Source organism: Methanobrevibacter intestini, from assembly GCF_047402955.1.
Taxonomy (GTDB): domain Archaea; phylum Methanobacteriota; class Methanobacteria; order Methanobacteriales; family Methanobacteriaceae; genus Methanocatella; species Methanocatella intestini.
Genome location: NZ_CP187956.1, coordinates 1,892,309 through 1,918,226 on the forward strand (window position 1 = coordinate 1,892,309; position 25,918 = coordinate 1,918,226).

Genomic DNA, 25,918 nt, shown 5'->3' on the forward strand with positions numbered 1-25,918 from the left:
TATATTATTTAATGCTTTTAAAGTTTGGCCAATTTATATGCTAATTCTAAGCTGCGTAAATAACCTTCTGTACTTTGATCACGGCTGGTGTCAATGTATATTTCATTAATACCAAATGTTATTGCTCCAAAGCTTGGCCATGAGTTTAATAAAACAAGGGTTCTAAAAATAGTATTTCCTACAATTCCATTTGGAGCTATTAGTATGTTACATTTATTTTTTATAGCCTGGTCAATTAATACACACTGGTTTTCAATTTTTTGATTTGTATGCTTTTCAATTAATTTGCTGAGCTTTTCAGTATCATCCAGTGACTGGTTAATTTCTTTGCTTCTGCCGTAATCTCCGGGTCTTGCATATGAAAGTGTAGCTATTTTCGGAGTTTTTTTAAGTTTTTTCATAAAATCTATGCAGTGAATAGCTATATTGAGCTTTTCTTTTAGGGTGTTTCCTTCGTCAATGCCGACGGAGCTTATTATAAATTCATGACCTTCCCCATGGATATATGTTGCTCTTGATATTTTGGGATAACTTTCTTTTAGTTGTTTTAAAACATTGGATGCAGCTAATGAACCCCGTATTGTGGCATTTATATTTTTGTCTGAAATACTTTTGGCAAGTTTTTCGTCATTTTCGATTAATTCAATATTGACATCTGGTTTTTGTGTTTTAAAAATATCACAAGCCTCTAAGATGTTTTTATTTTCTCCAACTCCAACAGCTATAGTTATCATTAATTTTAATTATTTATTGTAATGTTATTTATAGCTATTTTTTAATAAGAAAAAACTAAACATTTATATGTAAGTAAGTACTTACTTACATTATGGAAATTGAACTAGATAAAACAGAACAGAAAATTGTTGATGCAACAATATTCCTTTTAGATAAGGAAGGGATGAACGGCACAACAACTAAAAAAATAGCTAAAAAAGCTGAAGTTAGTGAAGTTACTGTTTTTAGAAAGTTTAAATCTAAAGATAATCTTTTAAAAATAGCTAAGATTTATTATTCAGATTATTTCCTGGAGAAGATAAGTGATATTTTCACTAATTACGAAGATACAGATTTGGAATCATTATTAAAGAATACATGGTGGAAACTTGTTAATTTTTTAGATAACAATTTGGACATTATTAAAATAGCCTTAGACGAGCTGATGTCCAGTCCTGAAGAGGAAAAAATGTTTTCAAAATTTTCAGATGAAGTTCTTAAAAATCTGACCAATATTTTTCAAGAACAGATTGATAAAGGAAAAATACGTAAAATCAATCCTTCCGCAGCTGCATTAACTGTGTTTAGTGTAATTGTTGAAGGGATAATATTCTGGAAATTTGAATCAAAAGTTTCCAATGATGATATTAATAAGTATCTTGATGATTTTTTAGATATATTTATTAACGGTATAACTAACTAAAACGGTGGAACTAATGTCAATAGATAAAATATTTCATATAATGAAAAAGGATTCAAAAGCAATCTTTAAAAATCCGGCTGTTGTTATTACAATAATAGCAATTATTATTTTACCTTCCTTATATGCACTTTTAAATATTGATGCATGTTGGGATCCTTATGGAAATACAGATAATTTGGATTTTGCAGTAGTAAACAATGATCAAAACGCAACATATAACAATGCTTCATATAACTTTGGAGATAATGTAGTTGATAAATTAGAAGACAATGATGATTTTGCATGGGATTTTGTAGACGAGGATGATGCCCGGGACGGGGTGGAAAATGGAACGTATTATGCTGCCATAATAATACCTGAGAATTTCTCTTCAAATTTATTATCAATCAATGATCAAAACCCAAAACAAGCAGAATTAACATATTTAATAAATGAAAAAACAAATCCTGTTGCTTCAAGAATGAGTAACAATGCAGTAAATCAGATACAAAGTAAAATAAATGATGAGGTTATTAAAACTGTAAATGGTGTGGCATTTAACCAATTATCAGTAATGGGTCAAACAACACCTCAATCAAGCTTATCACAATTATCTTACATGAATTCAAGTGGTGTAGATAACTATTTCTACTCCCCAACTGAAGTTACAAAAGAAAAAATAAATCCTGTAGATAATTACGGTTCAGAAGTATCTCCGTTTTACATAGTACTTTCAATATGGGTTGGTTGTGTAATTTCAATTGCATTGATTAAAGCAAGATACTTAGGTGAATCATTATACAAACCATTAGAACTTTACTTCGGTAGAATGGGATTATTCTTAGTAATAGGATTATTGCAATCAACAGTAACAATAATTGGTGCATTCTGGTTAGGAATTGAAGTCTCTAATCCTGGACTGTTCATAGGATGTGTTTATTTAATAACATTAGCATTTATGACATTTATTTATTCATTGCTGTCATTATTTGGTAATGGTGGTAAAGCATTAGCTATTATTATATTGGTGCTTCAAATATCTACAACAAATGGTATTTATCCTGTATATGTAATGAATGACTTTTTCCAAGCATTAAGTCCATATTTACCTATGACTCATGCTATAGCTTTACTTAGAAATGCATTACTTGGTGTTTATTGGCCAACATTTTTCACTGGTGTTTATGCAATGATTGGAATGATTATTGGAACATTGATTGTAACAATTATTATTAAAGAAAAATTCGATAAAGTAGCTAATAAATTTGAACAGGCATTAAAAGACTCAGGATTATTCTAATTCCTGAGCTTTATTTTTTTTAAATCTTAAATTTTTATGTATGGTAACATCCTGCATTATAATCATATGGAACATATGCTCCCATATCATTTCCTTCATCATCCATACCTGGAATATAGTGCCATCCTTTAGCAGCTGCTTCTTCACGACTAACTCCTAAACAATCATAATCAGGTCCATATCCAGTTTTATACGAATATCCGTCTTCACTCATTATGCTTTCAGTTTTATCGCTGGAACTACTTTCACTATTACTTAATGATGTGGTTTGGTCAGATATTGTTAATGATTGTGTAGTTTCACTTTTGGAATATTTGTCGTTCCCGTTGTAAATGACTTTTACGGTGTATTGTCCGGCACTGATTCTGTTAAGTTGCAGCACGCCATTGCCCATTTCATCAGTTGTTACTTGTTGATTCTTTTCATTTTCAATTATTATATCTACTTTTTGATCAGCTATGGGATTTCCATTTGAATCTTTTAGTGTAATTGAAATTGTGTCTCCATTTTTTAAAGTATCCTTGCTTATAATATTTATTTCACTGGATTCCTTTCCAAAATTAGTCATTAATGTTATTAGTGTTAAAAGTAGGATAACAACAATTATTAACAGTATGACGATAAGTTTCTTCTTATCTTTTTTCATTTCATTTCCTCAATTATTTTAGTATTAATATATTGTATTAAAGAGGTTATAAATTTAGTTGTAAAAAAAGTAAAAAATAAAGAAATTAATCTTTATTAAAATCTTTGATAGCTTCATCAACTATTTCTAAAACGGATTTGGATAAATCAGGATATTTGTAATTTATTGGAACTGGTATATTGTCACAGTATACCACATCTAAACCAGCTTTTATTGAGTCTTTAGTAGCTACATCAACAGCAGCTGCCTTAAGTTCAGTAAGCATTATATCTGCTTCATCCATGTGTTTTTCTATGTCTTTTTTCAAAAGAGGTCTGTTGGATAAGTGTGGGGTGGTTCCAATGATTTCACAGTTATAATTGGTTTCCAGATAGTCAACTAATTCATGTTCAATACTTTTTGGAGCAGTTGTAGCAAACAGCACTTTTTTACCGGAAATATCTGCTAACGGTTTTGGTCTAAATACAGTTGAGATTACTTTTGCTTTTGGATTTATCTCTTTTATAAAGTGTTCAATGTATTCTCTTTTTTCTTCATTGCACATTGGTTCTTCACACATTGTTAAAATAATTAAATCACCAAGACCAATTCTATAAGGTCCAAAATAATCTATAATATTGTTTAATGGTTGATTTGCACCGATAAGTACAATATTTTTATCTGTTTTAATTGGAGGAATTGCTGCTCCACTACCTTCAAATATAGCAAATTTAGAATCTACCTGATTAGCTAATTTCGCTCCTTTTTTCATATTGGTTAAAAAGACTTCACCTGCCATTCCACCTCCACAACGTCTGCAGCCTATTGTTAAGATTCTGCTCATTAAAGCATCTTCCCAGTGATCACTAGCTGCATGAACTCCTTTTTCAGACTGTTCCAATAAAAATTCAGGGGTTATTTCAAGCTGTTCTCCGTGAACTATTTCCGGTTCTTGAGGCCCGCCTCTTCCCATGGCTATTACACATGGTTCATATCCGTTTTTATCAATTAATCTGGATACAAATCCTGAAACTGCTGTTTTTCCTATTCTTTTTCCAGTTCCGATTATTTTTATTGAAGGTTTTTCCATTATTTCATATTGTGTAACTGGATCAAATTTAAAATCAGGACCCTGATAACTTATCCCTTGTGCAAGTGTTTTACAAGCTATTTTAAATCGTTTAGGATAATCCAGGATAGGTTCATCACTTAAATCCATCACAGCATCTACATCATATTTTTTAATCATTTCTACAATAATATCATAGGGAATATCATCATTTTTTGCAAATTGCACTGGAACACCTAAAACTTCAGAATATGATTCTTCAGAGTCATCTCTTAATTTTTCAGTTCCTCCAATGAAAACAGCAGCTACTATGTCGATATGTTCTAAGTTATTTAAAACATCGATTGATTCTTGGGTGACAGGAAGGTAATGTTCTCCGTCAACTAAACAGAGCATTTTACTAGTACTTTTCATATTAATCACTTTGGATTTTTTTGATTAATTAGTATTATGGTAAGTAATAGTATTAAAAATATTTGAATTTAAAAAAAGAAGAAAATGGGATTTAATCCATTTTTATATCATTTTGAGACCTTTTAACAAGATCTGCTAAAGAGTTACATACATTGTCCGGTATTGAATTTTTATCTTTTTCGTTTATTACCTGTGCAATTATTTTACAGAGAACAAAAATAGCATGTTTGTGTTCTGCTTTTGTTTTATGGATGTGGTGAGGGCTTATTTTAAGGGATATGTATTCGCTACAATCGTTTTTTATTTGATCGTTTTCTGCTAAATATTTTAAAATATAAACTAAAAATTGATGTAATTGTATCATTTCATCTTTGTACATATGTATCTGACCTATTATCTATAATTATATAATTAATTAAGAATTTAAGTAAATTATTTAAATGAAATAAATAATTAGTTTTTAATTATTTATATTATATTATCATTAATCTTATTTAAATATTGCATTGACTATAATAAGTTACATATTAACCTTTTATAAATGGCAGGTAAGTCTTCATCTAAAACATCCAATCCTTTTTGTGTTATTCCGTTTTTTGTTGCAACTTTGTTAATTAATTCATCAGGTGAGTAAATATCTTCATTTAATATGTATGTTGTACTGTTTAATGTTTCTGCAAGTATTTTAAACGTTTCTTCTTTTGACAGATTGCATCTCTCTTCAAGTTTGTTTGCAAAAAGGTCTAAACTAAGAGCTATAAATGCAGGCATACAGCTGGCAGCTATTGTAGCTATTTCCAAATCAAGAGTATTGTCAACAACTTTTATATGGCTGAATTTTGAAAATAGGTCTTCAACAAAATCTTTATTTTCCGCAGAAACATTTTCATCATGCATAATAATGGAAACACCTTTTTTGGGATTGTTTTTATCGTATGTTGATGATATTGTTGGAATGACACAGCTTAAACCGTTATCTTCAAATTTTAAATCTATTCCTGCACAGGTATGTATAATTTGAGTATCTTTATTTAGGTGTGGTTTTATTTGCTCTAAAACATTTATCAAATCGGAGGTTTTTACTGAAATTATTATTTTTTCGCAGTTTCTTGCAACTTCTGTATTATCATCTGTAACTGATATGTGGGGGTCAGTATCTTTCAGGTGATTTATTTTAGAAAGTGTTCTATTTGCAATGTAGAGTTTATTTAAATTATAAAAATCATGATTGATTATGTTTTGACTGATAAGCTCTCCAATATTTCCATATCCAATAATTCCGAGGTTCATATATTTCACATCTTAACATTAAATTCTTCAGTTTCAACAATTTTTGGCAGTTTTCCAACAGTTCCTACATTATCCTGAGAAATAATTAAAACTCCATCAAATAACTCTTTATAGTTTTCACTAGCTTCAAGAGCATTTGATACTTTATCTTCACTATTTTGTCCAACAACTTCATTAGCTATTCTGGTAGCCAGTCCGTCAGCTATTGATGCCTTTTTACTTAGTACTGTAACACTGTCTGATTGACCAAAGCTTATTGAGTGTCCAATTTTACCTGATGATGTGCAGATTCCAAGAGGTGTTTTTCTTGCTTTTAATTTAAATCCAATTTTATTTCCTAATATGGGGTTATTTGAGTAAATGCCACATACTGCTTGTTTACTGTTTATAATAGCTATGTCTCCTCCATTTTCAACAATAGAATATTCTGATTTTCTGGAAATTAAATAATCAAGAGACATTTCAGATATGCATCCGGCAACACAGGCCATAGGACCTACATCACAGTAACTTGAAGCAGTATACATTCTTTTTATTATTTCACTTAAATTCTCTTCACCAGGACTGACCGGTTCCAGAGATAATTGAAAATCTTTATTTTTAGCTATATGATGTTCCAGTTCTTTTCTTAGTTTTAATATGTAATTTTTCAGGTTACTGTTTTTTAAATCAGTTGTTAATCTGATATGGGTCTGATTTAAATCAATATGTTGGAATTCCATAATAGTATTTTATTTAATTATTTTCTTTTATAACTATTGTTAGTGGATAAGTTAAAAAGTATGTAAGTTAATATACTATTAAACTAATAAATAAAAATTATAACAGATGTGATATATTGAAATCTTTTAATTTTTTACTTAAAAAAAGAGAAGAAAAACCAAGAAAAAAAGGTATAACAATGGTTCTAGACAAAGGTTTAGGATTGGAAACTGCTGAAAGTTTAATGAATATCTCTGGAGATTATGTAGATTACTTAAAATTTGGATGGGGAACATCAATTGTACATGAACAGGATATAATCAAAGATAAGGTTGCTATGTATAAATCTCATAACATAACTCCATATACAGGCGGAACTCTTTTTGAATTAGCATATATGAATGATAAATTAGAAGAATTTTTCCAGGAAGCTCATGACTTAGGTTTTGAGGCTATTGAAGTATCTGACGGGTCAACAACAATATCCCATGATAAAAAATTAGAATGTATAGAATCAGCTAAAAAAGACGGTTTTGAAGTATTGTCTGAAGTGGGTAAAAAAGATCCTGGATTAGATAAGGAACTGTCTTTAGATGAAAGAATAGATTATATGCAAAATGAATTGGAATCTGGGTCATCATTAATCATTGTAGAAGCAAGAGAAGGTGGAAAAAACATTGGAATTTATGATAAATCAGGAAATGCAAAAGAAGATGAAATAGATTATATTTTAGATAATTTCGATGGAAATAAAATCCTTTGGGAAGCTCCAAACAAAGACCAGCAAGTATTTTTCATTTTAAAACTTGGAAATGATGTTAATTTAGGTAATGTGTCAACTGATGATATTACTTCCCTTGAAACCTTAAGAAGAGGTTTGAGAGGAGATACCGTAGGAAAAATTTAAACCGTAGGAAAGTTTAAAAGAAGGTATTTAACTTGAAAGAGAGAACAATTGACCAGATTAATAAAAAAATTGAAAATAATGAAGCCAACATATACACAGCAGAAGAGTTCAAAAAACTTATAAAAGAAGATAATGCTCCATGCTTTGAAGAAGTGGATGTAGTAACTACTGGAACATGTGGAGTTATGAGCGGTACTGCAGCTATCTTTAACTTTACAGTATCAAAGCCAGGAGTATTTATGAGGGCAAAAAACATTTATTTAAATGGTGTTCCGGCAAATATCGGCCCATGTCCTAATGAATGGTTAGGTTCTGTAGATTTAATTCTTCATGGAACTTCAAAATCACTAGAAGACCCATCATATGGTGGAGGATTCTTACTGAAAGATATTCTTGAAGGAAAAGATATTGACATTAAAGTTGAAGCAATTAATGGGGATATTATAGAATCAACAACAAACATTGATGAAATTACAAGAGCACAAATGATTGGAACACGTATGGCGTTTAAGAATTACACTGCATTTGTAAATCCATCTGCTGAACCTGTTTCATCAATATTTTCAGCTATTCCTCTGGAAGGAAACTTGAAAGGATTGACATTTTCAGGATGTGGAGATTTAAATCCACTTCAAAATGATCCGAATAATTTAATAATTGGGAATGGAACTAGAGTATTATTAAATGGTGCTGAAGCTATTGTTTTAGGGCAAGGAACAAGAAGTTCACCTGAAAAACCAAATTTAATGGTTTCAGGAAATCTTAAAGATATGGAAGCAAATTATGTTGGAGGATTTAAAACAGGTGAAGGCGGAGAAGTTTATGATACACTGGCTATTCCAATTCCAGTTTTAAACGAAGAAATATACAATAATTTATTAATTAAAAATAGTGATATTCCGTTAACTGTAGCTGATATTAAAGGCCGTCATTTACCTTTAACACAAACTAACTATGGTGCAATGTGGGATAACCATGAGCTAAGACCAAAATATGTCTCAGATAACTGTAATTGTGATATTTGTACAGTTGAGGAAGTATGTCCGACAAATGCTTTTAAAAATAAAAAACTGGATTTATCTAAGTGTTTTGGTTGTGGAATGTGTGTACATTATTGTAAAAACAATAGCTTTACAATGGATGCGGGTAATATTGATTTGGAAATAGAAGGCAAAAAACATAATGTTCCAATTATTTGCAGGCAGTCAGATGCCTTAAGAGCTAATAAATTATCTTTAAAATTGAAGAAAATGATTAAAAATCAGGAATTTAAATTATAATCGAGGTTATGAAATATGCATACTCAAAAAATCAATGAAACACCTCTTGATTTTGCTGAAGCTATAAAAGAAGATATTAAAAGTTCAAAAGATGAAGGTGTTTTAAAATGTGTTCAGTGTGGAATGTGTACATCAACATGTCCTGCAGCACGTCATTCTAATTATAATCCTCGTGAAATAATGGAGAGAGTCTTTGAAGGAGATGAAACGCTTCTGGAAGATGAAGATTTATGGAAATGCTTTTATTGTTATACATGTCATAGTACATGTCCTGTTGGAAACAGTGTCTGTGAAGTTAATCAGATTATTAAGCAATTTGCCATATCAAAAGGAATTGCATATGAACAGTTATATGATTATTTAGGATTTGCAGATAGCTACTTTAATGCAGCTATTGGTGCAATCCCATCTAATTTTTATGAAGAAATCAGCGAAGATGTAGAAGGCTGGTGGGACTTTAGACAGCATTTAAATGAAATTAGAGATGAATTAGGTTTAGGTCCTGTTTCACCACCTCAGGAAGTTGTTGATGAAGTTTCTTTAATTTTAACTAACACGGGCTTTAAAGATAGAATGGATAAAATAAGAAAATCAAAGGGGGGTAATGATGAAACAGGTTCCTGATAAGAATATTCTTTTGTTTAAAAGTTGTCTTGTAAGTGTTGAATATCCTGGAATAGAATCATCTACCAAATTTGTTTTTGATAAAATTGGCATAGATTATGAGATTTCAGATAAACAAACCTGCTGTACAGGTCTTGGACATTACTCTGATGTTTTTGACCAGTTTACAACAACAGCTATTGGAGCACGCAACTTTAAAGTAGCAAGTAATTTAAACAGGCCAAATCTAGTAATGATGTGTGCAACATGCTATGCAATTAATAAAAAAGTAGCTAATATTTTAAATAAAAAAGATAATGTTAGAGATAAGGTAAATGATGTTTTTGATAAATCAGATTTGAAAAATCTAAAATATGAAAAGGGTGATGTTGATTCATCTAAAAATATTTTTCATGTAGTGGATATCTTATATAGCAAACGTGATGAAATCTCTAAAAATATTAAATATGACTTAAGTGATTATACAATAGCTACTCATCATGGCTGCCATTATTGTAAAGTTCATTATGATGATACAATAGGTGGAGTAAGGGATCCTAATATCATTGATGACATAATAGAAGCATGCGGATGTAAAACAATTGGATGGTATGATCATAAACGTCAAACCTGTGGAAGCGGATTCAGACAGAGATACTCCAATAAAGACATTTCTATGGAGGTAACTGAAGATAAATTGCACTCCATAAAAGATGACGGCGTGGAAATTTTAGTTCATTTATGTCCGAATTGTCATGTTCAGTTTGACAGATATCAGAACTTAATATCTGAAAAATGTGGTGAAGAATTTAATACTATTCATTTAAACGTAGCTCAGTTTGTGGCTATTGCAATGGGTGGTGACTTTAATAAGGTTATAGGTGTAAAAGCACATACTGTACCAGTAGATTCAGTCATTAAGGATTTAAGGGAGGTTGACTAATGCCTGAAGATTTAAAAGTGGGAGTTTTCATCTGTGAATGCGGAGGAAATATTTCAGATACTGTAGATATTCAAAAAGTTAAAGATTCGCTAAATGTGGAAGTTGTAGAACAGTTTGTAAATTTATGTTCTTTAAATGGGAGAAAAATCATTAGGGATGCAATTTTTGAACATCATTTGGACCGTGTTGTAATTGCAGCATGTTCTCCAATAAGTCATGAAAAAACTTTTCAGGATTATGTTCAACCGTTAAATCCTTATTTGATGGACATGGCAAATATTCGTGAACAATGTTCATGGGTTCATAAAGATAATGATAAAGCAACTAAAAAAGCTATAACTCTTATTAATGCTTCTATAGAAAAAGTAAAAAAATCAGATGCCGTTAATCCGATTTACTGTCAAACACCAAGTGAAGTAGCAGTGATTGGTGGTGGAATAGCGGGTATGAATGCTGCATTGTCACTAGCTAAACAGGGAACAAAAGTAACTATTATAGAGCAGTCTCCATCTATCGGAGGACACATGGCTAAAATAGGAAAAGTTTTCTCTCCTGTAAAAATAGCTGAAGAATGTGGAATGTGTCTGTTAAATCCTATATTGAATGAAGTTGTTTGGAATGAAAATATTGAGATTATAACAAATGCAAAGGTCGTTGAAGCAGAAAGAAGAGCAGGAACTTATAATCTGATTGTTGAGAAATCTCCAAGATATGTAGATACAGAAAAATGTATTGCATGCGGAAACTGTGCGGAAGTTTGTGAAGTGGAAGTTCCCGATGATTGGAATGACGGATTATCTAATAGAAAAGCTATTTATCGTCCTTTTGGACAGTCCTATCCTGAAGCATATGTTGTAGATATGGAACATTGTGACAGGTGTGGAGATTGTAAAAGACAATGCAGTATGAATGCTATTCGTTTTAAAGTAAAACCTGAAAAGATTCCTGTTTCTGTAGGTTCTATTATTATAGCTACTGGACACAAACTCTTTGATCCGGACTTAAGACCAGAATATGGATATTCAAGATACGACGATGTTATAACTCAAAGTGAATTAGGTCGTATTACAGGAGTAAACGGTCCGACTAAAGGTAAATTAGTAAAATCAAATGGGGAAGTTCCAAAAAGAGTGGTCATGATACAGTGTGTTGGATCCAGAGATGAAAAACCGGACGGGCATTTGTATTGTTCCAAGGTATGTTGCAGTGTTGCTTTGAAAAATGCAAATATTATAAAACACAAACATCCTGAAACAGATGTTGTTATCTGTTATACAGATATGAGAACTCCAAGCATGTATGAAAAGTATTATAAACATACTCAGGCCAATGGAGTAAGATTCATACGTGGAAGACCTGGAGAAGTTGTTAAAAGAAATGGTAACTTTATTGTTCGTGTTGAAGACACTCTTAAAAGGGAATTTTCAGAAATTGAAGCGGATATGGTTGTATTATCTACAGCTATGGAACCTTCTGAAGGTACTAAGGAGATTGCAAAAATCCTGAATGTCGGCACTACTGAAGATGAATTCATTAAAGAGGCACATCCAAAAATCAAACCTGTAACAACTGATATTCAGGGAACTTTTGTTTGTGGAACAGCACAGGACCCAAAAGATATTACAGAATCAATTATGCAAGCTACTGCAGCTGCTTCTAAAGTATCTGAGTATAATTATGGTGGAATAGAAATTGAACCATTCATTGCAGAAATTGATGAAGAAAAATGTATTGTATGTGGTGAATGTGTTGAACGCTGTAAATTCAAATCAATGAGCATTCAGGATGATAAAATCTACATTGACCCAATGAGCTGTACTGGATGTGGAAAATGTTTAGTCGGATGTAAGCAGTTTGCGATTACAGTTAATGGTAATATTGATGAAAAGATAAAAGCTACAATTGATGGGGTATTAGCTAAAAAAGCACCTGGAGAACGTATGATTTTAGTTTTCCTTGATAATATAGGTTATACTGCAGCAGATAATATTGGAGTTAACAGGTTATCCTATCCTGAATCTATTCATATTATTAAAGTACTTTCTGTAAATCGTGTAAGACCTCGTCATATTAAACATGCTCTTGAAAATGGTGCTGACGGAATATTCATTGGTGAATTCCCTGGAGATTTAATGTATGATGAAGTTGAAAGGAAAATAGAAAAAGTCAAAGAAAGAATTAGTGAAGTTAATCAAAATCCGGATAGAATAACATTCTCAAAAGTTTATATTCCATATTATTCCGGATTGGCAAATAAGTTAAATGATTTTGATAAGAAAATTAAGGAATTAAATGAGTCTGAATAGATTCATTTAATTTATATACTTTTCATAAACCTTTTTTTAATTTCTATTGGTGTTAAATCGATAATTGGTGCTGATGAATTTCCAGGTTCTGTATTGAAGCAGATAAAGTTACATTCATTGTTGTTTATTATTTCTTTTAAGTCTATTTCTTCATAATTGTAACAGTTTTTGATACCAACACTTTTAGCCATTTCTTTTAGGTCTAAATGTTTTGCATAAGTTTCCTGATTTCCTGTTGAACCATATGCTTCATTATTAATAACAATCCATGTTAAATTACACGGATTTTGAGCAAAAATAGTAATTACTGATCCTAAATTCATTAAAAATGATCCGTCACCGTCTATAATAACAATCTTTTTATTAGGTTTAGCCAGTGCAAGACCGAGACCTATTGAGGAAACAAGTCCCATAGAACCAATCATGTAAAAGTTTTCATTTCTATCATCTATGTCGTATAATTCTCTTGAAGGAAATCCGATATTGCATAATACTAATTCATTATCGATTGCACCCATTATTTTTGCAATTGCATTTCTTCTTTTCATCAAATCACCAATATTTAATTTCTAATAATACAGATACAGGTTTGCCTTCTTCAATAGACAATTTCCATGCATTTTTAACATCTTCATATGCTGTTTCAGGATTGGTTGGTTCAAAGAAATGGAAATCCATAGCATTTAATAATCTTGGTGTGGATTCTCCCATTGGTATTTGTCCACAGATAGTTTCACCTTCAGTTCCTCTATGGCTAATGATTATTACTAATGGAAATTTATATAACTCTGTTAATGATTTAAGTGCATTAATAGAGTTTCCAAGTCCTGAATTTTGCATTAATATGGCAGGTTTGCGACCGCCCATATATGCTCCTGCACAAATGCCTATTCCTTCTTCTTCTCTTGTAACTGGAACATGCATGATTTCTTCATCTTCATCAACCATTTCCAATAGTTTACTTAAGTTAACACAAGGAACACTAACAACAAAATCAATTTCAGCATCTTTTAATCCGTTATAAATAGCTTCAGTACTATTCATATTCATCCTCTTTATAGTTTTTAATATGTAATGTTGTATTGTTCAATTATATAATTATTTTGGATAAAATATTGAATGAACTTACTATATTTTTATTATGTTTAATTTTCATATGGAAAGATATTTATTTAATTAAGTTATTATATTATTTTATGTTTGATAAACTACCTATATCTTCTAAAACAGAAAAGATTTTAACTAATTCTCTTGATGAACCAATTTCTGTTGAAGATGCAAACTATTTAATAAATATTAAAGGGTCTGACTTGTATCCTTTACTTGCAACTGCTGATTATCTCAGGCAAGAAATTGTTGGAAACAACGTTACATTTATTAATAATTGTAATATTAACTTCACAAATATCTGTACTGTAAGATGTGGTTTCTGTGCATTTGGTAAAGATGCAGATGACCCTGATGCCTATATTTTAGATGATGAAGCTATATTAAAAAAGGCTCAGGGTGCTGTTGACAAAGGAGCACATGAGTTTTGTGTCATGGGAGGAGTTTTACCTGATGCAGATGTTGAATATTATGAACATTTGCTTCAATTATTAAAAGGGGAATTTCCGAATACTTTAATTCATGGTTTTTCACCAACTATGATTAAAGATGCAAGTGTTGTATCAGGCATAAGTGTTGCAGAAGCATTTGAAAGGCTTAAAAGTGCAGGTTTGGATACATTACCTGGAACTGCTGCAGAAATCTTAACTGACAGATCCAGAGAATTGATTTGTCCTGAAAAGGTAACAACACAGGAATGGATTGATATTGTAAAAACAGCTCATGAAGTTGGAATTTCAGGTTCAGCTACAATTATGTATGGGCATGTAGAAACTCCTGAAGAACGTGTAGAACATATTGACATTATCAGAAAAATTCAACAGGAAACTCATGGTTTTACAGAATTTATTCCAATGACATTTATGCATGAGTATTCTCCAATCTTTTTAGAAGGTCAGCAAAACTTAGGAGCTACAGGTACTGAAGATTTAAAATTATATGCAGTAGCTAGATTAATGCTTAAAGATTTAATTCCAAATATTCAGGTATCCTGGGTAAAAATGGGTTTCAGATTTGCACAGGTATCTTTAACAGCTGGAGCAAATGATTTAGGTGGAACTTTAGGAGGAGATGAATTGTCTGAAGCTTCCGGAGCGCCAGATGGAGTTGAAGCATCTATTGATACTTTAAGTAATATGGTTAAGGATTTAGGTAGGAATCCTATCGAGAGAAATTCAAAATACACAGAATTTTATCCAATTGAATCTAAAAGTTCTGATGTGAAAATAGTATCAAAATAAAGTTTTAAAAGGGATAACATGAATATGACAGATATAGGATTATTGGTTTTAGTATATATTTATGTTATCATAATTTTTGTTATTTCAGAGAAGTTTTTAAAAGATAAACCTTCATTTTCCCGCCGTTTTGTTCATATTATGGTAGGAAATTGCATTTTCGTAATGCCTTTTTTCAATGACCCTTATACGATGGTATGGTTTTTAACACTTCCGATTACAATAGCTGCATTTTTATTGACTAAATATTCTCCAATTAAAATTAAAAGCGGAGTTACAGATGCAGGTCATGCTTTAGGTTTAGTTTACTATGCAGGAATATGGACATTTTTAATATTTTTACTTCCTGATAAATTATGGATAGTAGGAGTAGCTATTGGAGCTATGGTTTATGGAGACGGTTTTGCATCTTTAATAGGTCAAAAATATGGAAAACATCATTTTAACTTAACAGGTGATGTAAAATCTGTGGAAGGCTCAATTACCATGTTTATAATGGTTTGTATAATGTGCAGTGCTGTATTTTTAGTTTATGGTGCAATTGGCTATAACATTCCAAATTATAATTTTGCATTTGTGGTATTCATAAGTTTAATAGCTACCGTTTGTGAAGCTGTTACTCCAAAAGGTTTGGATAATTTAAGTGTTTCATCTGTTAGTGCTGTTTTATATTATATTTTAATGGTGTGATTTATGGACAAATTCATAGTTATAGACGGTTTGGACGGTGCCGGAAAAGACACACAGGTTAAATTGCTGGCTGAAATGTATGAAAAACAGGGAAAAAATGTTGTTGTACGTTCTCACCCATGTAAGGATAATAAATATGGTATAAAATCAAAGGAAGCACTTTTAAAAACTGGTAAAATTAATCATTTAAAAGCTACAGTTTATTTTGGATTAGATGCAATCAGATCTCTTCGCAAATATTATTATAATGATAATATTGATGTTTTAATCTTTTCAAGATATATTATGGCAGTTGTTTATCTTCCAAATGTTATTAATGTAATTATTTATAAATTTGTTTCATTTATTCTTCCAACATCAGAGTATATGTTTTTCCTGGATGTAAGTCCTGAAGAATCTTTAAAAAGAATTGATAATCGTAGTGAAGATACTGAAATGTTTGAAAATATGGAAGAACTTAAAAAAGCCAGATTTAAGTCAAAAAAAGTTACTTATGAATGGAATATTATAAATGCAGACAATAGTGTAGCTGAAGTTAATAATGAAATAAAAGAAAAACTATAATACTTCTTTTATTCCTTCAATGGTGTGAATCATTATAGAATTAAGGTTTTCTAAGTTAATTGAACTGATAGGAATATTTTGATTGTCTTCATTCATAAATAAAAGCTCTTTATCCATAAATATAATCCAATTTACTTTATGAAGTACCACTCCATTGATTATTAATTCGCTGTATTGTGGTATAAAACTATTTTCATTTATTTCCTTAAAATAAGGATTTTTACGAAAGATATCTTTTAATACTTTATCCATAAAACTTATTCTCCTCTTTCTTCAACAAATTTAGGAACAGCATCTTGCAGTGGGTCAAATGTTTCCCTATTTTTAACTTCCATACATTTCATACTTACTTTAGAATGAAGTGATGATGGGAGCCTTAATATTCTTTTTAAATCAATAGATACTTTAGCATCAATTGTAGATAAATTAACTCTTGCCATAGCTTCTGTTAAATTTTTATATCTTCTAGGGCCGATATCTCTTTTAAAATATCCCCAGTTATCATTATCTAAATGATGTCTGTATTTTATAATGTCTTTCATTAGTTTGGGATTGATTTCATCTAATTCCTCATTACCTACTAAATGCTGAATATTATATTTTAATTTATCAGTAAAAATTTTTGAGTATCCGATAGGAATGCTGAAATGTTCAAAATTAAAGCTTTTATTGGATATGTCAGGATTAAAAAAGTTGGATTTAGGAACTTCTGCACCGGCTGCATATTTTAAAACTTCTGATCGTAATTCGCTTCCGGAAGTCATCATTTCTTCATCAAGAATTCTAATATGATATCCTCTTCCTGAGTAAACTAAATGAATATTATTTAAACCTAAATCGTCTTGAAGTGTATCAATTAATGAATTGACAATTTCTAAAGCCTGTCCCAAACAGACTTCACAAACACCGTCACACTGACAGGTTCTGATTGGAATATCTTTAGCATCAACATCAAAAATATATTCTGCTTTCTGCCAGTCTTCCCTTCTTCTTGGATTATTATAGAAAGCTACAGAGATATAAGCTGCAAAAGGAGCTTTATATCTTAAAAATTTCTTTAAAGACTCTCTGCCTCTAAATACTTTATATCTATCATTAGGTCCTTTTCCATTATGGTCAAAACCAAACTCTCTTTTCTTTAAATCTTTAAGAATAAAGTCAGGCAAGTCTTTAGTGGACCATTCCTCACGGTAATACTGCCTTCTTTCTTTAAGTGTAGCTTTAGAAAACATAATAATCAGATATATTATGATTATTATTTTAAAGTATTTAATAATAGTTATGGTGTGCAAATGCACAGTATTATATAATAAATTTAACTATAATTCATATTATGAATGATGAAGTAAGAGAAGTAATTGGTGTTGAACATTTAAAAACAGTTTTATCCACTTTAACCCCTGAAGATATTGTTAAACATGCTTATAAAGAATGGTATCCTTGCCAAAGAACAGGGCATACTATTTTAAACCTTGAAAATGGAAAAATATATGGTTTGGGGATAGAATTAAATCAGTTGCCTCTTGTTGATACTGTTTATATAGAACTGTATTCTATTGATTGGGAAGAAGATCCCATTGAAGTTGAAGAGCTGTTTTCACCTCAGGAGTATGAAGAATACCTGGAATTTAAAGATGATGAAGTTTGTGAATACACTCCGGATATTGTTTCTGATTTTTGTCAAAAAAAGGGTATTGATGAAAATGAACGTAAAATTGGTCTTTTAGCTTATAAATTTGAAAAAAATGAACAGAGCAACTACAATCAATGGGAATCAAAAATTTTAAATAAATATTATGATGTTATTATGGATGATTATAATCCGTTTAAACAGATGGATAATGATTTTTAATCTTTTTTATTATCAATTTGATATTTTTTACGCCCATAACATGATAGGGGATTATTAATTCCCTTGCATGAGCTGTCAGGTTTACATAACTGAGGTAAATGAATTTTAATTTTTTCACAGCTCATTGGAGTATACCATTTGGTTTCCCCTTCATGACTGATGTCAACTTCACTGTGCATACCAAAGCCTAATTTTGATATGATGTTGATTTTTTCTTGAGGCTGATCATCAAATAACGGTGGTGAACAGTTATCTGCAGCTTCATAAATCAATGGCAATATTTCATTTTCTGTTATTGATAAATCAGGATCAATATCAGATACTTTAATGCTTTCATCACTTGCAAATATTCTTGGATATAATCTGGCATATGATGCAAAGGAAGTTAATAATAATACAATAGCATCATTACGTCCGCCAGAGGAAACTCCTTCAATAGTATTTCTGATACATGGGGGAAATGCTTCTCTAAGTAATTTTCCACCTTTAACAGTACCGTAAATACCGCCGCTGCCTGCATAGAAAGTGTTGTATTTGCTGATTTCTTCTGGAATAAATTCTTTTAATTCCTCTCCGATTTCAGTAATGGCTGGATGGAGTTCAATTCTGGAAGACATTTCTTTGATTCTTTTGATGTATTCCTCTGTTTTTTGCATAATAAGTCTGGAGAGAATTAATTCCTTAATATTATTTCCGACCAGTATATTATACATCCTGTCGGGGTTTCTATCAGTAAATTCATCAGAATATTCCTCTAAAAATTCATCTTCTTCTAGAATAATATTTCCATGATTAATTAGTAAATCAGTTAAGGATAATCTTTTAGAAGCTATTACATCTTTTAGGGATTTCCATTGAATTGATCCGTCAGTTTTGATATCTCTTAAGATGTCATCGATGATTTCACTTCTGCTTCCTGGAGGAATTTTAGCAAGTCTTTCTTCAATTATTTTTCCTTGAGATTCAATAAAAAGTCTGGTTTCTCTTGAAGTTACATTAAACTGAATGGCTATAGCCTGACATAATATATGGAATGTTACAACATCCTGTCTGTATAAATTACTATTTGTTAAGTACTCAAATTCACTTTGAGCATAATTTTTATTGTTTTTTTTCTCAATTGCCCATTGTATTCTTTTTATAGCTAAATCTTTATATGATTTAGGAATTAAGGAATCGTCGGATATTTTCTGATTTGCAGTATGTATTATTTCATTTACGAGTGTTTCGTCTTCATCAAAGAGTTTATTTAAGTCTCCGTACTCTTTAACAATTTGTCTTCCTTCACTGGACAATGGATTAATAAATGAAACTTCAACCATGTTTTTTATATTTTATTTCATGTTTTAAAAAATTATCTTATTTTTAAGGTCATTATTGCTTTTTTAATAGAAAATTGTTAATATTACTGATTATTAAAATAATAATTAAGATTTTTAAGGGTAGTATATATGGTATGTAGAGGTAATTTAACATTTCAGTCATTTGAATGTGAATATGATGAAGTTTATGAGGCTTATGATGTTGATGGCGACATTAAAAATGATGTTCAGATTTTAGCTGATTATTATACTTATTCTGGTTATTATACTTTTTTAAATAGCTCTTTTTGGAAAAGTCTGTTTGATTGTATTTATTGGGAGGATATAACTGGCAGGGAATTTTCCAAAACTGATTTTGAAAACCTTTATTCTAGATTTTATGAAGATATGATTCCATTCTCATGTAATATTAAAGATATTCAGGAAAGAATTGATATTTTTTCTCAAATAATAACTGTTCAAGCAAATCTTAATGAGCATGCTTTGTTTAATATGGTGAATGTAAAGGAATTAAGTTTATTTGAAGATTTTATGGAAGTTTTTTTCAATAAACAAAATAAAAAAGTCAGAAAATCTTTTCTCCATTCTCACGGTTTTAAATATCTTGATGAATATTATAATGAAGGAAGACGCTATGATTATTTTATCATGTTCAAGAAATATTTTGGTGATAAATTTTCTAAATTCATTGATGATGAACTGGAAAAATATGGAATTAATGAAAAGTTTTCTGCAATGAATGTAGTAAACTCAATTTTTTCCAAAATTTCCAAAGATCAATTATTGTCAATTATTAACAGATTAAATTTAAATAAGGAAAGTTTTAACTCTTTTAACCCATATTTAGCTTTCAATGGCCATGATATGATTTTTGTTTTCATGTGGGATGAATCTAAAAAACACTTTGATGATTTGGAAGTACTTTGGATTGATTTTTTATTAAATTCAGGTTTTGATGTTGAAATTTTTGCTTTTAACAAATCCAATAACTCATTGTCCAGATTTGTAAATAAATTTAAAGAAAATAAAATTAAATTGGAGTTATTTAATCTGGATGAAAATGGACAGGAGAACTTTAAATTAGAAAAATCAGATAAATTAATGATTGATGATTTCAGACAACTGAAAAATGAAATAAACAATTTAAATAATGAAAATGTTGTAATTAAGCTTGATGAAGAAGAAGTAATCTTTGACGATATTTATGATGTATTTTTATGTACTTCAGAAAAAGAAAATAAAGGATTATCTAAAGATTACTGCTGCAGATATGGGGATTCAAATCCCAGCAAATTTCCATGTAAGTATGTTGAGGAATATTTCAGTTCTATTTTTAATGTAACTGACGGATTTGGTCATATTACTGATGATGGAATATGGAAATTCAATAAAGATAAAGTTAGAGATAAGCTTAAGGATTTGTCCAAAACAATGAAAATATGTCCGTTTTTTGATTATATGTCAAATAAAAAAGCTTTAACCAAGTATCTTAAAAATATCAATCCTAAAACTATGCATCAGTGGTGTTTTGTAGATGATGATGGTCATTCCTGGTACTTTTTAAGGAAAGTCTGGTTTAATGATGAAGCTGATTTGGATTTTCCAGGATTTTCTAAAATGGCAGGTGTTAAAAAAACAGATGAAAATGTTAAATCTAAAGCTGTAGCTATTTTAGATGATAAACTTAAAAAACAGAAAAAAAGTATGAAAAAGGATGATACTGAACAGATGCGGTTTGATTTTTAATTTTTAAATTGAAAATATTATTTTTCATTTTTTAAAAAGTTTATATTTGATTTAACATTTCTGTTTAAAAAAATTAATAATTTACAGTGAGTATAATGACACATAGAGGAAATATTACTGTTAAATCTGTAGAATATGAGTATGATGAAATTTTTGAAGCATATAATGTTGGAGATGATATCAAAACTTCTGATAAAATTTTAAGAGATTATTATATCTCTTCTGGTTATTTTGTATTTTTAGATTCTTTTTTTTGGAGGGAATTATTTAAATATCTTTTTTTGGAGGATATAGTTGGGGAAGAACCAAATGAAGAATATTTTGATTTGGTGTCATTTTTTTCAGATGATTTTGATTTGCCTTTTTCTTTTAATAAAGCTAAAATAAAAGATAGGTTTTTAGATGTTTTAGAGATAATTGATGAGGAATATGATTATAGTAATCAGAGTTTATTCAATCTTTTGAATTTGTTTCATTTAAATATGTTTGATGATTTTTTAAAGGTTTTTTTAGATAAACAAGATGAAAAAGTTAAAGAATCATTTTTAGAAGAATGTGAATTTGATAGGGATTTATTCGATTTCAATAAATATCTTTGTTTAGATATGTTTGTAGAATACTTTGATGAAGATTTTATTAAATTTATGACTGTAGAATTGGAAAAGCATGGAATTATTAAAGAATTTTTTGAAATAAATATTCTTTTATTTATCTTTGCTGAATTGTCTTCAAAACAAACATGTTCCATATTGCACAGATTAAATTCAAACAATGAATGTTTTGATTCATTTAGACCATATTTAGCTTATAATGGTGAAGAAATTCTTTTTGTTTTTAAATGGCCGGAATTTAATAAATGGAATAATGAAAAAAGGTTATGGATTGATTTTTTATTATCCAGGGGCTGTAATGTAGAAATATTTGCTTTTAATCAGCCAAATACAATTTTATCAAGATTTATAAATAAATTTAAGGAAAATACTATAAAATTAGAATTATTTGATTTTGATGATGAAGTATTGGACGACCAGGAATTTCCTAAATTTAAAAAAGTGGACAAATTCACCATTGATGATTTTAATCAGTTAAAAGATGAAATGGAGATATTAAGTCAGGAAGATAATAAAAGCTTATTAATTAAAGTTAATGGTGAAGAAGTAAACTTTGAAGATATTTATGATGTATTTTTATGTACTTTAGAAAAAGAAGAAAACTGTTTGTCAAAAGATTACTGTTGTAATTATGAAAATTTCAAATCAACTGATTTTCCATGCAGATATGTAATGGAAGAATTTAATTGTGCATTTACTTGTGAGGATAATTTTGGTCAAATTACGAATAAGGGGATATGGGAATTCAATAAAGATGCTCTTGAAAATAAATTTTATGAATTAGCTAAAACAATGCGAATATGTCCATTTTTTGATTATATGGAAAATAAAAAAGCTTTAACTAAAAATTCTAGAAATGTTAATCCAAAAACTTACAGAAAATGGTGTTTTATAGATGAAGATGGTCATTTCTGGTACTTTTTTAGGAAAATGTGGTTTAATGAAGATGCCAATATAAAATTTCCAGGGTTTTCTAAAATGGTTGGTGTTAAAAAAACAGATTATGAACTTAGATCTAAAGCAGTAGCTATTATGGATGAAAATGTTGATAAAATAAAAAAAGGAAAAATTATTGAGTTTAAGAGTACTCAAAAATCATTATTTGATTTTTAATTCTTAAATTGAAAGCTGTTAGCTATTTGTACAGTATCTTCCACTTCAGGAGTTACAATTTGAATTTGCAGGTTTTTATCATTATTGTCAATTATTGCAATAAATCGTGGTTCTCCGACATATTCTCCCACATTAGCTGTTGAATTGTATATTAATACATTATCAATAACTGATGATGGATATGTTTTAATTTCATTATTAGCTAAACTTAATCCGTAATTATAATAATAGCTTCCCTGAGAAAGATTGAATACCTTTACAGTATATCTTCCATTATCTGCTATATATTCTTTAAAAGGACCATCAGTCTTGTTTAAAGTGAAATTCAATTCATTACTGCAATTAAAAGTTCCCACTCCAACATCCACTACTTTTACAGGTTCTGTAGTGAACATTGAATAACAAATAACACCAATTATAGCTATAATTATTATAATTAAAGCTATTATGATTATATTTTTCTTATCTGTTATGGGTTTCTTTTTCAATTTATGTGAGCAATGTTTACAGTATTCATCATCTGAATCTACTTCATTGCCACATTTAGGACATTTAATCATTTTTTAACCTCTTTACAGATTCTTTCTTTATAAATATTATAATGTATGTCTTAATTTAATTAAATAGTTTCTTTATTCTTTTAAAAAAGTTAACTTAACCTAGTACTTTATTTTTCATAAGTAACAATAATTTAAACTTAATTACATAATTTTGCTTAATTTTATCTTATTTTTAATCTCAACTTATTTTAAAACATTTATAAATTGACTTTGTATATATTAATTTTATATTATATGAATGACAAAATTATTAATGCTTAAAAAAGTTAGGAGAAAAGATTAATGTCTAAAATTTTTATTTCATGTGCGCTTCCTTATGCAAATGGACCCTGTCATTTAGGTCATATTCGTTCTACTTACTTGCCTGCTGATATTTATGCAAGATATAATCGTATGATTGATAATGATGTTCTATTAGTTTGTGCTACTGATGAACACGGTACTCCAATTGCTGTTAAAGCTGATAACGAAAACAAAAAACCGATTGAAATTGCTAAAAGATATCATGATATGATTGTTCGTGATGTAGAGTCAATGAATATTTCCCTAGATAACTTTACAAGAACTACTGATGATTTACATTATGAAATTGCTCAGAATTTCTTTTTAGAATTATATAATAAGGGGTTAATTTATAAAAAGGATATTCAGCAGCTGTACTGTGAAAAGTGTAATAAGTTTTTGCCTGACCGTTATGTTGAAGGTATATGTCCTGTTTGTGGATCTGAAGCACGTGGTGATCACTGTGAAAAATGCGGAAGGGCTTTGGAACCTACTGAACTTGATGAACCTAGATGTTTAACCTGCGGTTCCACTCCAGTTATTAAGGATACTTACCAATATTTCTTTAAGTTAAGCGAGTTTGAAGATGATTTGAAAGATTATATTAACAATAATGAAAATCTTCCGGCTAATGTTAGAAATTATGCCAGAAACTGGCTTAAAGAAGGATTAAATGACTGGGTTTTAACAAGAGATATGGATTGGGGAATACCTATACCTCTTGATGAAGCTAAAGGCAAAGTACTTTATGTTTGGGTTGAAGCATTTTTAGGTTATATCTCATCAGCTGCACAATGGTCAAGGGAAACTGGCATTAAATGGGAAGATTATTGGAATGATACTGTAATCCATTTCATTGGTAAGGATATTATTTATCATCATTCAATCTTTTGGCCGGGACTTCTTAAGGCATATGGCTGTAAATTGCCGGATAACATATATGCTGGAGAATTTTTATCTTTGGAAGGGGAAAAAATGTCTACCAGTAAAAATTGGGTTGTTTGGATAGCAGATTTTGTTAATAAATTTGACCCTGATTTACTTAGATATTACTTAACTATAAATGCACCTTTAAACAAAGATACTGATTTCTCTTGGGATGATTTCCAGAGAAGAAATAATGATGAATTGGCAGATGTTATTGGTAACTTTTTACATAGAACCTTTACATTTACTCATAAATTCTTTGACGGTAAAGTGCCGGAATATAAAAATCCTTCTGCAGAAGATATTAAATTCAAAGAAACTATTGAAAAACTTCCAGATACTGTCGGAGAGTATATTTCAGATTTTGAATTTAGAGACGGATTGCTTGAGATTTATAGAGTAGCTAAAATAGGTAATAAATATTTCAATGATCAGGAACCATGGAAAGCTGTTAAAGAGGATATGCAAAAAGCAGCTAACTGTTTATATTTATCAAATCAACTGGCTAAAACATTAGCTTATGTACTTAAACCTTATATTCCAAATAAAGCTGATGCTATAGCTAAAATTATTAATCTGTCTACTCCTGATGAGTGGAAAGATGCAAAAGTCCCATTAGCTGAAGGACACAAAATAAATAAAGCTAAACCGTTATTTACAAAAATTGAAGATGATGTAATTAACAAACAAAAAGAAGAATTGCAGAAAAACTTAAAAGAAAGTGAGGATGAAAATATGAGTGATTTAATTAGTATTGATGATTTTGACAAAGTAGTTATTAAAATTGGACAGGTAAAAGAAGCTGAAAAAATAGAAAAATCTGATAAATTATTAAAATTACAGGTAGATATTGGAGATGAAACAAGACAAATTGTAGCAGGTCTTGCAAAACAGTATGCTCCTGAAGAATTAATTGACAGAAAAGTGGCTGTTGTTGTTAACTTACAACCTGCAAAATTATTCGGAACCTTATCTGAAGGAATGATTCTTGCAACTGGAGAAAGTGCAGCATTATTGTCTCCAGATGAATGTGAAGTCGGTGAAAGAATACAATAATCTTAATTTAATTCA

Annotated in this window: 26 protein-coding genes; 14 read left to right on the forward strand and 12 right to left on the reverse strand. The window is 29.8% G+C overall.

The genetic code is table 11. The features are described from left to right. Positions 1-17 precede the first annotated feature (17 nt). Positions 18-734 carry a methanogenesis marker protein Mmp4/MtxX gene (mtxX, locus tag ACMC9J_RS08910; RefSeq protein ID WP_427003269.1) on the reverse strand — a complete coding sequence of 239 codons (717 nt, stop codon included), beginning with the start codon at positions 732-734 and terminating at the stop codon, positions 18-20. Positions 735-826: 92 nt separating this feature from the next. Here mtxX and ACMC9J_RS08915 point away from each other — a divergent pair, with 92 nt between their 5' ends. Beyond that, entirely contained in the window at positions 827-1,417 is a 591-nt protein-coding gene (locus tag ACMC9J_RS08915) for a TetR/AcrR family transcriptional regulator (protein WP_019266143.1), read from the forward strand. Between the two features lie 13 nt (positions 1,418-1,430). After that, the gene (locus ACMC9J_RS08920; RefSeq protein WP_019264025.1) at positions 1,431-2,696 is read left to right on the forward strand and encodes a YhgE/Pip domain-containing protein; all 1,266 of its coding nucleotides are present in this window, start codon (positions 1,431-1,433) and stop codon (positions 2,694-2,696) included. 34 nt (positions 2,697-2,730) lie between these two features. Here ACMC9J_RS08920 and ACMC9J_RS08925 read toward each other — a convergent pair whose 3' ends face one another. The 5 genes from ACMC9J_RS08925 to ACMC9J_RS08945 all read right to left on the reverse strand — a co-directional run bounded on the left by ACMC9J_RS08925 (position 2,731) and on the right by ACMC9J_RS08945 (position 6,816). Beyond that, positions 2,731-3,342, reverse strand: a complete 612-nt coding sequence (locus tag ACMC9J_RS08925) for an Ig-like domain repeat protein (protein ID WP_427003270.1) — start codon at positions 3,340-3,342, stop codon at positions 2,731-2,733. Positions 3,343-3,427: 85 nt separating this feature from the next. Then, entirely contained in the window at positions 3,428-4,804 is a 1,377-nt protein-coding gene (locus ACMC9J_RS08930; protein WP_427003271.1) for a 2,3-diphosphoglycerate synthetase, read from the reverse strand. A 91-nt stretch (positions 4,805-4,895) separates the two neighbouring features. After that, positions 4,896-5,183 carry a UPF0058 family protein gene (locus tag ACMC9J_RS08935; RefSeq protein WP_019264022.1) on the reverse strand — a complete coding sequence of 96 codons (288 nt, stop codon included), beginning with the start codon at positions 5,181-5,183 and terminating at the stop codon, positions 4,896-4,898. Between the two features lie 131 nt (positions 5,184-5,314). Continuing rightward, positions 5,315-6,094 carry a pyrroline-5-carboxylate reductase family protein gene (locus ACMC9J_RS08940; RefSeq protein ID WP_250416247.1) on the reverse strand — a complete coding sequence of 260 codons (780 nt, stop codon included), beginning with the start codon at positions 6,092-6,094 and terminating at the stop codon, positions 5,315-5,317. Between the two features lie 5 nt (positions 6,095-6,099). After that, positions 6,100-6,816: a UPF0280 family protein gene (locus ACMC9J_RS08945; protein WP_427003272.1), complete on the reverse strand. Its 717-nt coding sequence runs from the start codon at positions 6,814-6,816 to the stop codon at positions 6,100-6,102. 116 nt (positions 6,817-6,932) lie between these two features. On the opposite strand from ACMC9J_RS08945, the gene comA reads away from it, so the two are divergent. From comA to hdrA, 5 genes are read left to right on the forward strand one after another with little or no spacing between them, the layout of a single operon-like run. Next, positions 6,933-7,703: a phosphosulfolactate synthase gene (gene comA, locus ACMC9J_RS08950; RefSeq protein ID WP_019266137.1), complete on the forward strand. Its 771-nt coding sequence runs from the start codon at positions 6,933-6,935 to the stop codon at positions 7,701-7,703. A gap of 32 nt (positions 7,704-7,735) precedes the next feature. After that, a complete protein-coding gene (locus ACMC9J_RS08955) occupies positions 7,736-8,983 on the forward strand; it encodes a methanogenesis marker 16 metalloprotein (protein WP_427003273.1) in 1,248 nt (415 codons plus the stop codon). A gap of 15 nt (positions 8,984-8,998) precedes the next feature. Then, positions 8,999-9,607, forward strand: coding sequence for a ferredoxin:CoB-CoM heterodisulfide reductase subunit HdrC (gene hdrC / locus ACMC9J_RS08960; protein WP_019264017.1), 609 nt, complete (start codon positions 8,999-9,001; stop codon positions 9,605-9,607). Next, entirely contained in the window at positions 9,588-10,529 is a 942-nt protein-coding gene (gene hdrB / locus ACMC9J_RS08965; RefSeq protein WP_427003274.1) for a ferredoxin:CoB-CoM heterodisulfide reductase subunit HdrB, read from the forward strand. The genes hdrC and hdrB overlap by 20 nt, the downstream gene beginning before the upstream one ends. Further along, entirely contained in the window at positions 10,529-12,835 is a 2,307-nt protein-coding gene (gene hdrA, locus ACMC9J_RS08970; protein WP_019264015.1) for a ferredoxin:CoB-CoM heterodisulfide reductase subunit HdrA, read from the forward strand. The genes hdrB and hdrA overlap by 1 nt, the downstream gene beginning before the upstream one ends. Before the next feature lie 11 nt (positions 12,836-12,846). On the opposite strand, the gene comE is transcribed toward hdrA, so the two are convergent. Next, on the reverse strand, positions 12,847-13,383 hold the full coding sequence (gene comE / locus ACMC9J_RS08975) for a sulfopyruvate decarboxylase subunit beta (RefSeq protein WP_250416243.1): 537 nt from the start codon (positions 13,381-13,383) through the stop codon (positions 12,847-12,849). A 4-nt stretch (positions 13,384-13,387) separates the two neighbouring features. After that, positions 13,388-13,885: a sulfopyruvate decarboxylase subunit alpha gene (gene comD / locus ACMC9J_RS08980; protein WP_019264013.1), complete on the reverse strand. Its 498-nt coding sequence runs from the start codon at positions 13,883-13,885 to the stop codon at positions 13,388-13,390. Positions 13,886-13,950: 65 nt separating this feature from the next. On the opposite strand from comD, the gene cofH reads away from it, so the two are divergent. Genes cofH through ACMC9J_RS08995 form a run of 3 tightly spaced genes read left to right on the forward strand, consistent with a single transcriptional unit; the run spans position 13,951 to position 16,434 of the window. Next, positions 13,951-15,183, forward strand: coding sequence for a 5-amino-6-(D-ribitylamino)uracil--L-tyrosine 4-hydroxyphenyl transferase CofH (gene cofH / locus ACMC9J_RS08985; RefSeq protein WP_019264012.1), 1,233 nt, complete (start codon positions 13,951-13,953; stop codon positions 15,181-15,183). An 18-nt stretch (positions 15,184-15,201) separates the two neighbouring features. After that, positions 15,202-15,870: a diacylglycerol/polyprenol kinase family protein gene (locus ACMC9J_RS08990; protein WP_019266130.1), complete on the forward strand. Its 669-nt coding sequence runs from the start codon at positions 15,202-15,204 to the stop codon at positions 15,868-15,870. A 3-nt stretch (positions 15,871-15,873) separates the two neighbouring features. Continuing rightward, entirely contained in the window at positions 15,874-16,434 is a 561-nt protein-coding gene (locus tag ACMC9J_RS08995; RefSeq protein WP_019264010.1) for a thymidylate kinase, read from the forward strand. On the opposite strand, the gene ACMC9J_RS09000 is transcribed toward ACMC9J_RS08995, so the two are convergent. Both ACMC9J_RS09000 and priS read right to left on the reverse strand, forming a co-directional pair. After that, positions 16,429-16,686, reverse strand: coding sequence for a hypothetical protein (locus ACMC9J_RS09000; protein WP_019264009.1), 258 nt, complete (start codon positions 16,684-16,686; stop codon positions 16,429-16,431). The genes ACMC9J_RS08995 and ACMC9J_RS09000 overlap by 6 nt on opposite strands. Before the next feature lie 5 nt (positions 16,687-16,691). After that, positions 16,692-17,666: a DNA primase catalytic subunit PriS gene (gene priS, locus ACMC9J_RS09005; protein ID WP_019266128.1), complete on the reverse strand. Its 975-nt coding sequence runs from the start codon at positions 17,664-17,666 to the stop codon at positions 16,692-16,694. 101 nt (positions 17,667-17,767) lie between these two features. Between priS and ACMC9J_RS09010 the strand changes: the two genes are divergently transcribed. Then, entirely contained in the window at positions 17,768-18,286 is a 519-nt protein-coding gene (locus ACMC9J_RS09010; protein ID WP_019264006.1) for a hypothetical protein, read from the forward strand. Here ACMC9J_RS09010 and priL read toward each other — a convergent pair. Next, complete coding sequence (gene priL / locus ACMC9J_RS09015) at positions 18,283-19,608, reverse strand: DNA primase large subunit PriL (RefSeq protein ID WP_427003275.1); 1,326 nt, start codon at positions 19,606-19,608, stop codon at positions 18,283-18,285. The two genes, ACMC9J_RS09010 and priL, sit on opposite strands and share 4 nt — an antisense overlap. Before the next feature lie 129 nt (positions 19,609-19,737). On the opposite strand from priL, the gene ACMC9J_RS09020 reads away from it, so the two are divergent. Together ACMC9J_RS09020 and ACMC9J_RS09025 are read left to right on the forward strand one after the other, a co-directional pair. Next, positions 19,738-21,354 (forward strand): exonuclease SbcC, encoded by a 1,617-nt coding sequence (locus tag ACMC9J_RS09020; protein WP_427003276.1) that lies wholly within the window; start codon positions 19,738-19,740, stop codon positions 21,352-21,354. Between the two features lie 95 nt (positions 21,355-21,449). Beyond that, a complete protein-coding gene (locus ACMC9J_RS09025) occupies positions 21,450-23,078 on the forward strand; it encodes a hypothetical protein (protein ID WP_427003277.1) in 1,629 nt (542 codons plus the stop codon). Here ACMC9J_RS09025 and ACMC9J_RS09030 read toward each other — a convergent pair. Next, complete coding sequence (locus tag ACMC9J_RS09030; protein ID WP_303999098.1) at positions 23,075-23,638, reverse strand: zinc ribbon domain-containing protein; 564 nt, start codon at positions 23,636-23,638, stop codon at positions 23,075-23,077. The genes ACMC9J_RS09025 and ACMC9J_RS09030 overlap by 4 nt on opposite strands. A 282-nt stretch (positions 23,639-23,920) precedes the next feature. On the opposite strand from ACMC9J_RS09030, the gene metG reads away from it, so the two are divergent. Continuing rightward, positions 23,921-25,903 (forward strand): methionine--tRNA ligase, encoded by a 1,983-nt coding sequence (gene metG, locus ACMC9J_RS09035; protein WP_427003278.1) that lies wholly within the window; start codon positions 23,921-23,923, stop codon positions 25,901-25,903. Positions 25,904-25,918: the final 15 nt, after the last annotated feature.